Annotated in this window: 13 protein-coding genes and 1 pseudogene; 7 read left to right on the forward strand and 7 right to left on the reverse strand. The window is 44.3% G+C overall.

Annotated elements, in window-relative coordinates; all coding sequences use genetic code 11:
• Positions 1–149 precede the first annotated feature (149 nt).
• The gene (locus AB6F11_RS03590) at positions 150–1,409 is read left to right on the forward strand and encodes a hydroxymethylglutaryl-CoA reductase (RefSeq protein WP_102397953.1); all 1,260 of its coding nucleotides are present in this window, start codon (positions 150–152) and stop codon (positions 1,407–1,409) included.
• 74 nt (positions 1,410–1,483) lie between these two features.
• Entirely contained in the window at positions 1,484–2,395 is a 912-nt protein-coding gene (locus AB6F11_RS03595) for a LysR family transcriptional regulator (RefSeq protein ID WP_029406309.1), read from the forward strand.
• A 75-nt stretch (positions 2,396–2,470) separates the two neighbouring features.
• On the opposite strand, the gene AB6F11_RS03600 is transcribed toward AB6F11_RS03595, so the two are convergent.
• The 3 genes from AB6F11_RS03600 to AB6F11_RS03610 form a co-directional block, all read right to left on the reverse strand.
• Positions 2,471–3,385, reverse strand: coding sequence for a YjjW family glycine radical enzyme activase (locus tag AB6F11_RS03600; RefSeq protein ID WP_102397915.1), 915 nt, complete (start codon positions 3,383–3,385; stop codon positions 2,471–2,473).
• A gap of 56 nt (positions 3,386–3,441) precedes the next feature.
• The gene (locus AB6F11_RS03605; protein WP_017060897.1) at positions 3,442–5,007 is read right to left on the reverse strand and encodes a YjjI family glycine radical enzyme; all 1,566 of its coding nucleotides are present in this window, start codon (positions 5,005–5,007) and stop codon (positions 3,442–3,444) included.
• A 330-nt stretch (positions 5,008–5,337) separates the two neighbouring features.
• A complete protein-coding gene (locus tag AB6F11_RS03610; protein WP_017064785.1) occupies positions 5,338–5,937 on the reverse strand; it encodes a class I SAM-dependent methyltransferase in 600 nt (199 codons plus the stop codon).
• A gap of 161 nt (positions 5,938–6,098) precedes the next feature.
• On the opposite strand from AB6F11_RS03610, the gene AB6F11_RS03615 reads away from it, so the two are divergent.
• On the forward strand, positions 6,099–6,977 hold the full coding sequence (locus tag AB6F11_RS03615) for a LysR family transcriptional regulator (protein ID WP_016797108.1): 879 nt from the start codon (positions 6,099–6,101) through the stop codon (positions 6,975–6,977).
• Positions 6,978–7,011: 34 nt separating this feature from the next.
• On the opposite strand, the gene AB6F11_RS03620 is transcribed toward AB6F11_RS03615, so the two are convergent.
• Complete coding sequence (locus AB6F11_RS03620) at positions 7,012–7,362, reverse strand: hypothetical protein (RefSeq protein WP_052880051.1); 351 nt, start codon at positions 7,360–7,362, stop codon at positions 7,012–7,014.
• A 288-nt stretch (positions 7,363–7,650) separates the two neighbouring features.
• Between AB6F11_RS03620 and AB6F11_RS03625 the strand changes: the two genes are divergently transcribed.
• Positions 7,651–8,547, forward strand: coding sequence for a cation diffusion facilitator family transporter (locus AB6F11_RS03625; RefSeq protein WP_050633104.1), 897 nt, complete (start codon positions 7,651–7,653; stop codon positions 8,545–8,547).
• 39 nt (positions 8,548–8,586) lie between these two features.
• Here AB6F11_RS03625 and yddG read toward each other — a convergent pair whose 3' ends face one another.
• Entirely contained in the window at positions 8,587–9,516 is a 930-nt protein-coding gene (yddG, locus tag AB6F11_RS03630; RefSeq protein WP_102397916.1) for an aromatic amino acid DMT transporter YddG, read from the reverse strand.
• A gap of 268 nt (positions 9,517–9,784) precedes the next feature.
• Complete coding sequence (yjjG, locus tag AB6F11_RS03635) at positions 9,785–10,459, reverse strand: pyrimidine 5'-nucleotidase (RefSeq protein ID WP_017092773.1); 675 nt, start codon at positions 10,457–10,459, stop codon at positions 9,785–9,787.
• A 225-nt stretch (positions 10,460–10,684) separates the two neighbouring features.
• Here yjjG and AB6F11_RS03640 point away from each other — a divergent pair, with 225 nt between their 5' ends.
• The 3 genes and pseudogenes from AB6F11_RS03640 to AB6F11_RS03650 all read left to right on the forward strand — a co-directional run bounded on the left by AB6F11_RS03640 (position 10,685) and on the right by AB6F11_RS03650 (position 13,364).
• Positions 10,685–10,837, forward strand: a complete 153-nt coding sequence (locus tag AB6F11_RS03640) for a hypothetical protein (protein WP_004730229.1) — start codon at positions 10,685–10,687, stop codon at positions 10,835–10,837.
• A 260-nt stretch (positions 10,838–11,097) separates the two neighbouring features.
• Positions 11,098–12,246, forward strand: a complete 1,149-nt coding sequence (gene yiaY, locus AB6F11_RS03645) for an L-threonine dehydrogenase (protein ID WP_017069430.1) — start codon at positions 11,098–11,100, stop codon at positions 12,244–12,246.
• A 195-nt stretch (positions 12,247–12,441) separates the two neighbouring features.
• A pseudogene (locus tag AB6F11_RS03650) lies at positions 12,442–13,364 on the forward strand (hypothetical protein).
• A gap of 104 nt (positions 13,365–13,468) precedes the next feature.
• On the opposite strand, the gene AB6F11_RS03655 reads toward AB6F11_RS03650, so the two are convergent.
• Positions 13,469–13,903, reverse strand: coding sequence for a YccF domain-containing protein (locus tag AB6F11_RS03655; RefSeq protein WP_004730224.1), 435 nt, complete (start codon positions 13,901–13,903; stop codon positions 13,469–13,471).
• Positions 13,904–14,127: the final 224 nt, after the last annotated feature.

Below are 14,127 nucleotides of genomic sequence, written 5' to 3' on the forward strand. Positions count from 1 at the left end.
TACAGCCTATATTTCGCGAAACTTCGCTGCTTTTTGCTTCAACAACCACACAAACTGTAACTCATTATATCAGGCGCTTGTTTCTGGTTTATTACTCGGTAGAATCAGCGCAAACCAATTTGCTGCACAAACTTTACTTCATACTATTTATGCCAAAACTAAATCTGCATCGCCGTGACTATGTTTCTATTTTAGGAGGCGACATCTCCGCAGACGAATTAGAAAAAAAGCTTCAGCCTCATTTTGAAAAGCCAGTAAATAAGCTGACACCTAGCCCCTACCTGACAGAAAAGAATCTCACACGTCGCTGGACAGCGCTCGATAATGCAGATTCACAGCAAGAACTGCTCGACCCTCATACACAAAGTCAGTTCCAAGCTTATGAGAAAAACATTGAGCACTTTATTGGCACCGTTAAAGTCCCTGTGGGAATATCTGGCCCTTTAAGAGTCAATGGCCTATTTGCTACGGGCGATTACCTCGTACCACTCGCGACCACAGAAGCTGCGCTTGTCGCGTCTTATAACCGTGGTTCTAAGCTGATTACGGCCTGTGGTGGCGCAAGTGCAATGTTGCTCAATGAAGGTGTAACACGTACTCCTGGTTTCGCATTCCAAGGATTAGTTGAAGCCGGACAGTTTGTTGCTTGGGCTGTGACCCAGTATGACCAATTTAAAACCTTGGCTGAATCAACAACATCACACGGCAAGCTGACCGACATCAATATCAACATCGAAGGTAACCATGTTTATTTGGTGTTTGAGTTTCTAACCGGGGACGCTTCTGGCCAGAACATGGTGACCATCGCCACCAATGCAGTTTTTGAGTACATCATAGAAAATACGCCAGTTAAGCCCGATCATGCTTTCCTAGATGGCAACTTGTCAGGCGATAAAAAAGCCAATACTCAAACCTTGCGCAGCGTTCGTGGTAAAAAGGTCACAGCCGAGGTTAATATCTCTGCCGAGCTTGTCGCTAAGTACCTCCACACTACACCAGAGAAAATGGTGCAGTTCGGACAAATGACCACAGTCGGTGGTGCTTTGAGCGGCACGATTGGTATTAATGCTCATTATGCAAATGCACTTGCTGCGCTCTACATTGCTTGCGGACAAGACGCTGCCTGTGTTGCTGAATCAGCGATTGGTATGACCCGCATGGAACTCAATAAAGAAGGTGGTTTATACGCGAGCGTTACACTGCCTAACTTAATGCTAGGGACTGTTGGCGGTGGTACCGGCTTGCCAAGTCAAAAAGCATGCTTGGACTTGCTTGGACTTCATGGCAACGGTAAATCACAAGCACTCGCTGAAGTTTGTGCTGCACTGTGTTTGGCGGGTGAACTCTCGATTGTCGGTGCGTTTTGTGCTGGCCACTTTTCACGAGCGCACCATAAACTAGCTCGTTAATAACCTTTGTCAGATTGGCTTGTTGTTTGTGTGTTGCGCCAAATATCAAGCCATTCTCAATGTATGAGTCATAAATGGATTACTTACACCTATCTAGAGTGAGCCTTAAGCACCTCACTGCGCTTCATATTATGCTGAACACCCACAGCGTTACTCAAACCTCAGAACAACTCTGTGTAAGCCCTTCGAGTGTGAGCAAAACCTTGTCTCAACTGCGTGACATTCTTAATGACGAACTGTTCTATCGAGATGGCACCAAGCTGATCCCGACGCCATTTGCCTTGCAGGTAGCTCCGACCGTTCACGCGATTCTTTCAAGCATGAACGGACTGCTTCACCAGAAGAGTTTTACCCCTCAAGAATACCAAGGCAGCTTTTCACTTTCGATGCGCGAAAGTACCTTTGAAGTATTCGCATCAAAGCTCAGCAAAATTACCACTGAACTCGCACCAAAAGCCAAACTCAACATCTATTCAAAGCAACAGCTTGGTTTTGATGCTTTGCTCAGCGGTAAGATCAATTTGATCTTATTGCCCCATGATATTTCCCAGCCACCGACCGATAATAAGGAGCTGGTTTGGGAAACGATTCTTCCAGACGAAATGGTTTGTTTGATGGGCGCAGACCACCCTCTTGCTCAGCAAGAGCTGACGATTGAAGGCTACTTAGATTACAAGCACATTGGGATTTTAGATAACGAACTGTCTCAGCCTTACTTTGAGCAAAACTTAGTTCAATGTCATAAGCCAAGAGATATGGCAATATCGGTAGCGGACTTCGGTGCAGCGGCTGTACTGTGTCACCACACGCCTTTCCTGTTCACTTGCTCTAAACAGTGGGCTGAACATGCTAAGCAAGCTCAGGGTTTAGTGAGCAAACCCTTACCTTTTGATTACGGTAAGGTGGCGTATAGCTTGGTATGGAACAAGCCCAACATGAACGACCAAGCGATTAAATGGTTGTGTGACCTGTTTTTAGAGGCTTGATATTTTTAGAGACTTAATATCTTTAGAAGCTTAACGTTCTTAGAAGCCTGATTGACCGCAGAAGAAACTTAGAGGTTAAGTATAAACCTCTGGGGTTTGCATTGGCCTTTTAACGATCGTGTAGAGCTTATCGTGAAAGCTCTGCATTTGTTGTTCGGTGCATTTAGGCCATTTTAGCGCTTCGCCAATCACACCATGATGTTGAAACGCATTCAGCCGAATACGAACATCACTTGGTAGCGTCTTCAAGTATCGCCCCACTTGTTCAACTTCATCTTCAAGATCGCTTTTATTCGGAATATGCAGCAACCTAACTTCATGCAGCTTTCCTTTGCCTGCAAGATAATTGATGGTTTCAAACACCCGATGATTTCCTCTGCCCACTAACCATTGATGTGTTTCCGATTGCCATGATTTTAGGTCAATCATCGCGCCATCAAGATAAGGCAACACCTTGTCCCAGCCTTGCAGTAGCAGCGAACCATTACTATCAATAAAGCACGTAAGGTGCGCTAGCTGCGGATCACTTTTAATCGCTTGAAATAGCTCAATGATAAACGGCAACTGCATGGTCGCCTCTCCACCTGAGATAGTGATTCCGCTTAAGAAAAATTGGTTATGCCTGACGAGAGCAAGCACTTCAGAGACTGCCATTGTGGTGATTTTCGGGCTCGACTTGTGATCACAGACATCAATGCACTGATCGCAGTTTGTACAAGCTGCCGGGTCCCAATTCACTTTGCCATCAATCATGCTTAAAGCACTGCTTGGACAGCCACTCACACAATCTCCACAATGGTTACAGTGATTGATTGTGTGTGGGTTGTGACAAGTAATGCAGTCAAAGTTGCAGCCCTGAAGAAACAGCACCAAGCGGTTTCCCGGGCCGTCAACACAAGAAAAGGTCAGCACACGGCTGACCTTCGCTTGTTTTTCTGTCTTATTATTTTTAACCCTAGCCATTTGAGTTGTTAGATCAGAAATTTTCATAATTCACATTGTTCGTAGTCGAAACGCATCACACACATAACGTACGCACGTTAAAGCTATTCGTATGTCGGCGACATCTCTAAGCTTGCCACGCGTGGTTTACGCTCTAATATGCCCGTGTTCTTCGCAGCTTCGGCACCTAAAAAGGTGGTATTGGTGCGTGAGCCTTGCTCGTCATATTTGGCAATGTCAGATAGCTTAATCATGTAACCCGTGACACGAACCAAATCATTTGATGCAACGTTAGCCGTGAACTCTCGGTAACCCGCTTGAATCGCGCCTTTACACAGGTTAAACATCGCTTCAGGGTTAGATTTCACTGTTTCGTCGATGGTCAGAATGTCACTGATGCCCGAGGTGTAGAACTTATGGTGACCCGCGGTTGCACGAACGTAAGAGACAGGATCCGGTTCGGTACCATAAGGAATACGGACACCCGGCGTCACATCTTCATCTAAGCTAATACCGCCTTGAGCATGCAGCAGAGCTTTACCTTCTAATCCATATTTCACTTCAGAGCGTTCAACGATCTCAGCCAGCTTTTCAGAGATACGATGACCAAGCTGATTCGCCAGTTCATCGTGACCATAACGCCCTGCTTGACCTTCTTTCTCCAACAAGATGTTGACTGCTTCCGCCATGCCGTAAATACCAAACATTGGCGCAAAGCGATCCTCTTCGATCAAACCTTCTTTGGTTAAGAAGCCTTCGAAGAAGTTAGACTCTTCATGCAAGAAGCGGCTTCGAACGTTCATCAACTCAACCATGATGCCACTGTAGTTCGGCAATACTTGTTGTAAGAAATCAGCACTGTCCTCAGACTTCAACGCCACTTGCTTAAGGTTCATACGCACCAAGGTGTTTGAACCACCCGCTAACGGCAGAGAGTTGTAGCAGCTCACAATACCAAAACGCTTATCGCCGTAAGCCTCGGCATGCGCTGGATAGTTTGCAATATGTGGTTTACTGCATTCACAGATGTTGCTCGCCGCATGACGAAGTAGATCATCAGGTGTCACGGCTGGGTCGTACATAAAGGTTAAGTTTGGCGCGATCTGCTTCAATTCAGCGTCTACACGTAAAATCGTACGGCAGATAATGTTGTCTGTCGGGCCGATATTCACATGCATAAAGGCGTCTGGCAGTGTGCGATCCAACATGATCCAGAACAGCTTAATCTTTTGGTATACCTGCTCTTCTGTTAAGTCGCCCACGAAAGGCATCAACACATCATCCAACTGACCTAGGTAAACCGGAATTGAAGTGACAGACGGAACATGGTGGTAAAGGATGGTAAGCATGTTCAATGCTTCATCGAAGTTGGTTGCCGCGCTAAGCTCTAAATACTCTGAGCCTTGATGTAAGTATTTAGAATAATCTGGAAGTACATAGCGCGGCTTAAATGGGGCGTGCCCTTCAAACATGTCACACAGCACACCTTGTTGTAAGGCTTGCTCTACTTCTTTGCTTACCGGCATATACGGTAAGCTGGCTTCAGCTTCTAAGGCAAGATAGCTCGACTTCTGTTTTGGTGACAGGTTGGCATCTGAAATGATATTGCTAAAGCGTTGTTGTTGCTCTGAAAGTGGTGAAGAAGTAGATGACGCAGATTGGTGGCTCATGATTAAACCCTTAATGTTATTATGGGCTTATTTTATATCTCACCGTTATATTTCCACTAATGAAATGTATGCAAGACTACATTTCCAAAATGGAAATAAATAATTTGTAAATTAGCGGTGTTGAGTTTTCTATGAGCGAGATGAGAAACAGAGAAACAGAGAAATAGAGAAACCAGAGTTAGTAGTGAAGAAATGAGAAAGCGCTAATTCGTTCTGTTTAAAACGATAGCGCCAAAAAGAGAAAACCCACATAACTGACGTTAGAGTCGTTAATGTGGGTTTAGTAGTTTAAATGAGCATTCTGAATGCTAGCTCAAGGCATACACACGATTACAGATCTGGAAGCGCTTGTTTACGTCCAACACCCATTAATACCTTTAACTCTCCTTGTGGAGTGTCAATCGAGAACGGTGTAGAGACTTCAACGACTGCAAAGCCCGCTGCACTCAATACATTTTCTGAGCGCTGTTGGCTTACACCGTAGTCTTCACTGTCGCTTTCCAAGTACCAATCCCAGTGTACAAACGTACCGTCGTTTTCAAGCAGCGTGTAAATCAGACTGACTGTGTCTTGTAGGTTCGGGATAAAACCACACACCGAAGAGGCTACCACTAGGTCAAACTGGTTTCTGAATGCTGGATGCTGCGCTGCAAGTCCGCGCGATAAAATATCAACTACCGGTTCAACGTTAGGTAACTCTTTCTTATCTAACTCTTCAATCATCCCTTCAGAGATATCAAGTGCGATGATCTCTTTTGCTAAAGGAGATATTTTCTGGCTGAGTAGTCCTGTACCACAACCAAAATCAAGGACACGGGTTCCGTTTAAATCAACGAGCTGTGTTAACTGGTCAAATACGGATTGTGCGAATACTGCAGTTGCGGGATCTTTATCCCAATCAACGGCGTATTCGTCCCATTGTTTCGCCATCATGGCCTCCATCTTTACTTCTTGTAGGTTCGGAACTTCCCCAGAGTAAACCAAATTAGTCAATTCGTCATAGAGTTATCATGCAAAGATGGACTATTTCTAAGATAGTCAGCACAATATTCAGATAATATGCACCGACCCCCGCTCAATATGGAAATGAAATGAACCTTTCTCAAGTCCAAGCCTTTTGTTCCGTTGCTGATTTAGGATCAGTTTCTGAAGCTGCACGCCAGTTAGAATGCAACCGAACCAAACTCAGCATGTCGATTAAAGCCTTGGAAAAAGAGTTAGATGTCGAGCTGTTCGTCCGCAGCGGAAACCACGTTGAGCTTTCAGAAGCGGGTAAAGCGATTTACAAAGATTGCGAAGGCATGTTGGTGACAGCCGCGCGTATTAAACAAACCTGCTTGCATGTTTCGGGCGAATTCAACGCAGAAATTTGGATAGCACGAGATGACTCCCTACCCGATGAAATGTGGCAGGACTTATCTCACGCCTTAAATAACAAGTACCCTTCTACCTCATTCAACTTCGTTCTCGCATCGAGCGGTGACTTAGCTAACCTAGTTGAAACTCAGCAAGTCGACTTCGCATTTGGTGTCGATTACGAACGCGTCGATGACCCAAGAATTATCTACAACCCGCTTGGTAAGATTCGAATGATGTCTGTATGTAAGAAAGGACATGATTTGAGTGCGATGCGACGAGTGTCTGATGAAGTACTGAGAAATTCGATGCAAGCAACCATGGTTTATCTTAATGAAAAGGATAATCCTGAGCTTGAGCCCTTCTCGCGTCGTTACATTGGCTTCTCTAGCTTCGACTTTATGTTGGATACGATTCTACGTGAAGAAGCATGGGGCGTAATGCCTGAGCCATTGATTCGCCATTTACTGCGTGAACAAGAGCTTGCCGTGATCAAACACACCTACGGTTTAACACAAGAAGACTACTGTATGTTTACCGCGGCTGGCATGGCAGAGCACCCAGGAATGAATTGGTTGGCCGACCAGCTTAGTGATTATTTGTTTGATTTCTAGACGGACGACTTTTACTCCATACTTAAGTCTTGCTCTAGAAAACCATCACGTGATCCACTAAGTAGCGTCCGTCTTCTTCAACCAATACCATTTCGGCGACAAACTCGCCTTTGGCGATGGTGTAAGCTTGTTTCCACACAAAAGCGATGGAGTCTGAACGTCTAAACAGCGCGACTTGCTCTCGCTCAGCAAAAAAGCCATTACTGTGCTGATAATGGTGACACACCTTTTCTAAATATTCCGGCGTAACAATGTCTTTCATCCTTTGAGTAAAGTCTCGACAGTGCTGTTCATGATCGACCTTGGTTGAACCGTCCATCAGATTATCCATAATCGGGTTAGCAATCACCCACAACTCGTTATCACTGATATCGTCAAACTTCATATTGATTCACTCCTTGTCCATCGCAGTCGCAGTCAAATCTAGAAGACCAATAAGACCTTAGCGACTAATGTGTTTTATTAATCATAAACGATCCTATTTCAGTTGCACACCATCACCAAAAAACACTCAACGTCAACTTTATTGACACCACACCCTGATCTTAAGTCACTGAATTTTATTGATTTATATGTTCGAATTAAATAAGACATATAAACATCATCAGATAAAGTTTGTAAAGTTAGCTCATTATTAGAACAATGAAGTTATCAAAAACATCTGGAAAATATTATGTGTGACAGGAAAAGCCAAAACGAAAATCGAGTACTATTGTTCTCAGCCCTTTTAGCATCAGGCTTCGCAATTGGCGGATTGGTGTTGGGTCTTCTCGTTGGCTCTCTGGTCATAGTATTTGACGGTGTCTATTCTCTTATCAGCTTACTGTTAACTTTATTGTCACTAGCTGCTTCAAAATACATTAACCGCCCTTCAGATAGAGAGTTCCCGTTCGGTCGAGCTATCATCGAGCCGATTGTGATTGCGATTAAAGCCGTTGTGATTCTGCTTGTGGTTGGTTATTCACTTTACTCTGCGATTGGTGCCCTAATGACGGGTGGTCGTGAAGTTGATGCTTCTATTGCAACTCTGTTTGGTATTTTCAACGTGTTGGGTTGTGGTTACGCTTGGTGGTACATCGCGAATAAGAGCAAACGTATTTCTTCAGGTCTGATTCAGGCTGAATCTAAGCAGTGGCAGATGGATACGCTACTGAGTGTAGCGGTAACAGCGGGTTTCGTAGCGGCTTGGTTAATTACTTTTTCTCCGCTTGCAGAATACGCAGTGTATGCCGACCCAATGATGATGTTGCTAATGTCTTTCTACTTCATCAAAGTTCCTTTCGACATGTTACGTGAAGCCATGCGCGAACTGCTTATGATGTCGGCAAACAAAGATATTTGTGATGCGGTAGATAAGAACGTTGTCGCGGTAGACAAAGAAGCGGAGCAAGATTTGGAGCTGATGGGGGTGACTAAGGTTGGCCCAGAACTAAGAATTAACGTTGATATTCATACTAACGACCAACAAGCGATTGCGGTCGATGATATTGAACGTACGCGCCGCCAACTTAAGCGACGCTTATCGAAGATGCCATATGAGCTTCAATTGAACCTCAATGTCGCGAGCTAAGTTTTCACCTAGCAAATAACGCTGGAACATAAACTCAGATTAAGAGTGAGATTGAACCTTTTTAGAAGCCGACGCCTTTGCCGTCGGCTTTTCTCTTGTTACCCACCAGCAAGCCAGTGAACCAACGGTTACCATACAAACGCCCTGCCAAAATGTCATGGTCAACGACAAGCCTAAAATCAACGAAGAGAGTACGGTTGCGAAGATTGGCGTAAAGTACGACATGGTCGCAAGAAATACCATATTGCCACCCAGAATTGCCGTATTCCAAAGTGCATAGCCTGCGCCCATACAAGCGCCAGCTAACGCTAAATCAATCGCCGCACTCGTTGTCATCACCATGCCTGTTTCATCACTCAATGCGTATTTGATCCACAGAGTGATCGCCGTAGCGATAAAGAAAAGCACAATCGCATTCTGTCCTTTAGCTACGCGCTGCGTGTAGTTGCAGTAAACGGCCCAAATAATCGCACCAAAAAACGCCATAGAATAGGTTTTAGGGTTAGTCGCAATGTTGGCAGCAATTTGATCAACAGATAGACCTTGGTCACCACTGATGCTCCAAGCCACACCGAAGAATGCCAAAAAGATACTTGGATAAACCAACCAGTTAATCTTCTTGTCGCTCAGCAACACCGCAAACAACACCGTCAGTGCAGGCCATAGATAGTTAATTACGGCCATCTCTATGGCTTGATGTCGGCTGTTCGCCATTCCCAAAGCCAGAGCCAGGAAAATCTCATAACAAACGAACAAGGCGCCGCCAATCAGCAAGTAAGACTTAGAAAAGCGTGACAACTTTGGTAAACCCATAATACAGACCAACAACAGTGCACTCACCGTGTAAAGGCTGGCAGCACCACCAATTGGACCTAGCTGTTCTGAGACACTACGAGACAGAGCAATCAAACAGCTCCATAGTAAAATGGCGATAATGCCGTAGCAGCTATAACGATGAGATTTCAGCACGCCTCTTCCTTTATCTGTTCTGATGGTCACTCTATGGTTAAACCAAGTTCAAAATAATTGGCCGAGTACATTTTCGTACTCGGCCATCAACACTTTGTTTACAAAGCATCTATCAATTTACGAAGCACATATTAATTTACAAAACATCAATCAACTTACGAACCATCGATCAATTTGCAAAGCATTGGTCAATTAACGAAATCAACCGATTGTGATTGCGTATTCGCTAGTAGCAGTCAGTTGTTAACTATTAACTATTAACTATTAACTAAGCCAACAGCAGAGCTTGCAAGTCAGCCAGAGACTTCACTTGATAGTGAGGGTTGATGCCTGCTGGTGTTGCCTTTTCTTGACTGTTTAACCAGCAAGTTTCAATGCCAAAATCGAGTCCGCCTAGAATATCTGAATGTGGGTTATCCCCGACCATCAATATTCTTTGTTTCGATGGCAATCCAACCAGCTTATGCGCATATTCAAAAATCTCGGCATCCGGTTTGGCTACCCCAACCTCTTCAGAAATAATCACGTGCTCAAAGTAATCCGTCATTCCTGTACGCTCTAAACGGATAGACTGAAGCTCTGTAAAACCGTTAGTAATGATGCCCATGTTCACTTTGCCTTTTAAAGACTCCACCAACTCTTGTGCACCCGGTAATAAAGAACAGATATCCGCCATCGCCGTTAAAAATGCACTGTTTAAAGCAGCGGTTGTTGTTTCAAGCTTTTCAGCCCAGCTTTCGAAGCGCGTATGTTTCAGTTGGTCTGCGGTAATGCGACCATCTTGGTAATCGACCCAAAGTGGTAAGTTAACCTTTTGATAAGCCGAATAATCTTGCTCGCTGAAATCCACACCAAAGCGAGAAAACATCAGCTTCATTCCTTGATAAGCATCAAAATGGAACAAGGTTTCATCTGCATCAAAGAATATCCAATCGTACTTCATTTTATTTCCTATTATTCGCGCTGTTGAGCAGTGCATGCACTGTTTTTGTCGTTGTTTTTATCGTTGCCTCAAAGGGCGGAGCATCACTTTACCCTCAATTTTGTGAGCCTGTATATAAATCTAATAATTTATAGAAAACAAGCCACAAGTCATGATGTATCGCAAATTTTGCCACATATTAAACCAATACCATACAAGAAATACACTTAGGTACCGGGAGGTACTATGAAGCACTTTTTACCGTCATCTGTCATGCTCACCCCTTTTCTTGTCAAATACTATGACGAGGAGCCAGAAGACACGCTTGATTCTGAAGAGTCACAAGAACCTCAAATTGAATGCAGTGACGACTCAGATAAAAAGTCGACACAAGCCTAACTAGAGCAGCTTTCAATGAAAAAGCTTACTTTTCATTGTTATAGAGCACCATTCTGCTCTTGGTGGAGCCAATTTATCGCTAACCACTACTGACAAAGAGCACAACCAAAAAACATGAAAACGATTGCTATATGAGCCCTATCACAACGACTAGCCACAAAGTGGTAGTTCGGAATCAAAGTTGTTCCAGATCAATGGTCGACCACTTGAATGCCGACAACATGTAGGAAATTAAAAATCATAATTAACGGAGTTTTCCAATGTCTACTGCATTTTACATCCCTACAATCAACTTCATGGGTACTGGCTGTCTGAAGGATGCTGCTGATAGCATTCAGTCTCAAGGCTTTAAAAAAGGTCTGATCGTTACTGATAAGATCCTGAATCAAATTGGCGTAGTTAAGCAGGTACAAGACCTTCTTAGCCAGCGTGGCGTAGACGCAGTTGTATTCGACGGCACTCAACCAAACCCAACCATCACTAACGTGAACGATGGTCTAGAATTGCTGACTGACAACGATTGTGATTTTGTTGTTTCTCTAGGTGGCGGTTCTCCACACGACTGCGCAAAAGGTATCGCTTTGGTTGCTTCTAACGGCGGCAAGATTGCAGATTACGAAGGTGTCGATCAATCTGAAAAACCGATGATGCCTCTTATCGCTATCAACACGACTGCGGGCACCGCTTCAGAAATGACACGTTTCTGCATCATCACTGATGAAGAGCGCCACATTAAGATGGCTATCGTTGATAAGCACACAACACCGCTTATTTCAGTAAACGATCCTGAACTAATGCTTGCTAAGCCTGCATCACTGACTGCTGCAACAGGTATGGATGCGCTAACACACGCAATCGAAGCTTACGTTTCTATCGCAGCGACACCAATTACAGACGCTGTAGCGATTAAAGCCATTGAACTTGTACAAGCTCACCTAAGAACGGCAGTAGCGCACGGCGAAGACATTGAAGCACGTGAACAAATGGCTTACGCACAGTTCATGGCGGGTATGGCGTTCAACAACGCGTCACTAGGTTATGTTCATGCGATGGCGCATCAGCTAGGCGGCTTCTACGATCTTCCACACGGTGTGTGTAATGCTATCTTGCTACCACACGTTCAACGCTACAACGCGCAAGTTTGTCCTGAGCGTCTACGTGATGTTGCAAAAGCAATGGGCGTTAACGTTGAAGGTATGTCACCAGAGCAAGGTGCAGAAGCTGCGATCGAAGCAATTGTTCAACTAGCAAATGACGTGAACATCCCAACAGGTATCGCGCAACTTGGTGCGAAGCTAGAAGATATCCCTACTCTGTCTGACAACGCACTAAAAGATGCTTGTGGTTTTACTAATCCTAAACAAGCGACCCACGAAGAAATCTCTGCGATTTTCGAAGCGGCAATGTAATCTGCCATTAAGTCACTTATAAACTTATCGACAAACAGGCTCACCTACTGAGCCCGTTTTCTTTACCTGCCATATGTTATTCAAGTCTCTGTTTTGAATAGCCACTGATTAAGATAAATCTCTTTAAAAGTCGCATTGTCATAACTGCTTAGTTATAGTCAAACTATTGATACATAGAATGACAAACAGGTTCCATTGAGTCGTTGGATAGTTAACTCCTCATTATTAGCATCGCTCGTTTCCCACTCTGCCTTCGCGGAGGAACAGGATGAGTGTCACAGCCAACCGTTAGAAGACACGCGCGTCGAAAAAGCTGACCACTACCTAAACAGCAAGTTTTGTCAGCCCGCAATATGGTTCGATAACTTCTTTGTGGATGACCGTATTACCGAGGACGCCAGAGCCGGAACCTCTGTACGTTGGTATAATGATTTCATCTATTCTGAGGGCGGTGACGTGGATTATTCCACCAAGCTCAACGCACGCCTGCATTTACCCTTTGTCAGCAAAAGGCTTAAGCTAATCTACGAGTCTGTTGGCGATGAAGAATTCTTAGACTTCTTCCCACAAGATTCTGAAGAGTTAGAAAATGCACTTGGCCTTCGTTATGACGCCTATGCCAAGGGTTACAGTAGTTTCAATATCAAAGCGACATTACGCCCAAGAATAGAGGCTCGCTATCGTTTTACCTACCCGCTCACCACAGATGCAGTATTCCGGCTAACCCAACGTGTGTATCAAGAGAAGAAAGAGACGGGAGAGATCACTGATATCGATTTTGACCTCTCTTTGAGTGACGATTTCTTAGCGCGTTGGTCTAACTTTGCTGGCTATAACGATGACCTCAAAGGCTGGGAGTATGGTACGGGCATTACCTTGTACCATTACCTTTCTCAAGACCAAGCTCTGTAATACAGCGCCACGATAACCGCGACCAGCGAACCGTATAACCACAACGAATATTCGCAAGTGTCGGTAACGTATAGAGAAAATGTATGGAAGGAATGGCTGTTTTACGAGGTCACCCCGCGTTACCAGTGGGAACGAGAGCCTTACGAGAAACACACGGAGAAGCCAACATCACCCTTAGGCTTGAAGTCTTGTTCAACAATGTCTAGTGAGTGTTTGTGAGATTGGGGCATCGTTAGATAGAAAACGAGGCACAAAAAAGCACATCATGTGATGTGCTTTTTCAGTTCTATATAAGGCTTAAACTGTAGTCTTAACCTTTGTAATTTCTTACTCGCGCCGCTTCTGCTTCACGTTTATCGACAACCGTCTTACCGATTGGCGCCAGCGAGATAACCGCTAATTTAAGGTGCTGAATCGCGAACGGAATACCGATGATGGTAATGAAACACGCCACAGCTGACATGATGTGACCAATCGCTAGCCAGATACCCGCAAATAAGAACCAAATCACGTTACCAATCACGCCTAGCGGGCTCGTGCCGATGTCCATTTCATTGGTTAGCTCGTCACGCGAAATCGCTTCCTGACCAAATGGGAAGAATGAGAAGTTACCCATAACGAAACACGCTCTACCCCATGGAATACCAACGATGGTTAGGAATGCGAGCAGTCCGAAGAACCACCAAGCTAGTCCCATAAATACGCCACCGAACAGAAACCAAATGATGTTTCCTATTGTTTTCATTCTGTATTCTCCAAATCTTTAAATGCTGTTTATTTGATATGCCGAGTAAGGCAATGCTTGTTCTAATAGGTTCATTATTGTTGAACCTTTATGAACCGTTTATGAATCACTTACATTTTATGTGATTGATATACACCACGGTTCTCTAAATCTACATAGGGCTAAACCCATTTATTTGATACCATACACTTAGATTTTTAGTACCAAAAAGCTAAACAGACTCA

Source organism: Vibrio sp. 10N.247.311.14 (assembly GCF_041467715.1).
Taxonomy (GTDB): domain Bacteria; phylum Pseudomonadota; class Gammaproteobacteria; order Enterobacterales; family Vibrionaceae; genus Vibrio; species Vibrio crassostreae_C.

Excerpts from the sequence above, each read along its gene's own strand:
- AB6F11_RS03610 (WP_017064785.1), bottom strand. The coding sequence starts at position 5,937 with ATGGCGAAACAATGGGACGAATACGCCGTTGATTGGGATAAAGATCCC.
- AB6F11_RS03595 (WP_029406309.1), top strand. The coding sequence starts at position 1,484 with ATGGATTACTTACACCTATCTAGAGTGAGCCTTAAGCACCTCACTGCG.
- AB6F11_RS03620 (WP_052880051.1), bottom strand. The coding sequence starts at position 7,362 with ATGAAGTTTGACGATATCAGTGATAACGAGTTGTGGGTGATTGCTAAC.
- yiaY (WP_017069430.1), top strand. The coding sequence starts at position 11,098 with ATGTCTACTGCATTTTACATCCCTACAATCAACTTCATGGGTACTGGC.
- AB6F11_RS03640 (WP_004730229.1), top strand. The coding sequence starts at position 10,685 with ATGAAGCACTTTTTACCGTCATCTGTCATGCTCACCCCTTTTCTTGTC.
- AB6F11_RS03615 (WP_016797108.1), top strand. The coding sequence starts at position 6,099 with ATGAACCTTTCTCAAGTCCAAGCCTTTTGTTCCGTTGCTGATTTAGGA.
- AB6F11_RS03655 (WP_004730224.1), bottom strand. The coding sequence starts at position 13,903 with ATGAAAACAATAGGAAACATCATTTGGTTTCTGTTCGGTGGCGTATTT.
- AB6F11_RS03590 (WP_102397953.1), top strand. The coding sequence starts at position 150 with ATGCCAAAACTAAATCTGCATCGCCGTGACTATGTTTCTATTTTAGGA.
- AB6F11_RS03625 (WP_050633104.1), top strand. The coding sequence starts at position 7,651 with ATGTGTGACAGGAAAAGCCAAAACGAAAATCGAGTACTATTGTTCTCA.
- AB6F11_RS03600 (WP_102397915.1), bottom strand. The coding sequence starts at position 3,385 with ATGAAAATTTCTGATCTAACAACTCAAATGGCTAGGGTTAAAAATAAT.
- yjjG (WP_017092773.1), bottom strand. The coding sequence starts at position 10,459 with ATGAAGTACGATTGGATATTCTTTGATGCAGATGAAACCTTGTTCCAT.
- AB6F11_RS03605 (WP_017060897.1), bottom strand. The coding sequence starts at position 5,007 with ATGAGCCACCAATCTGCGTCATCTACTTCTTCACCACTTTCAGAGCAA.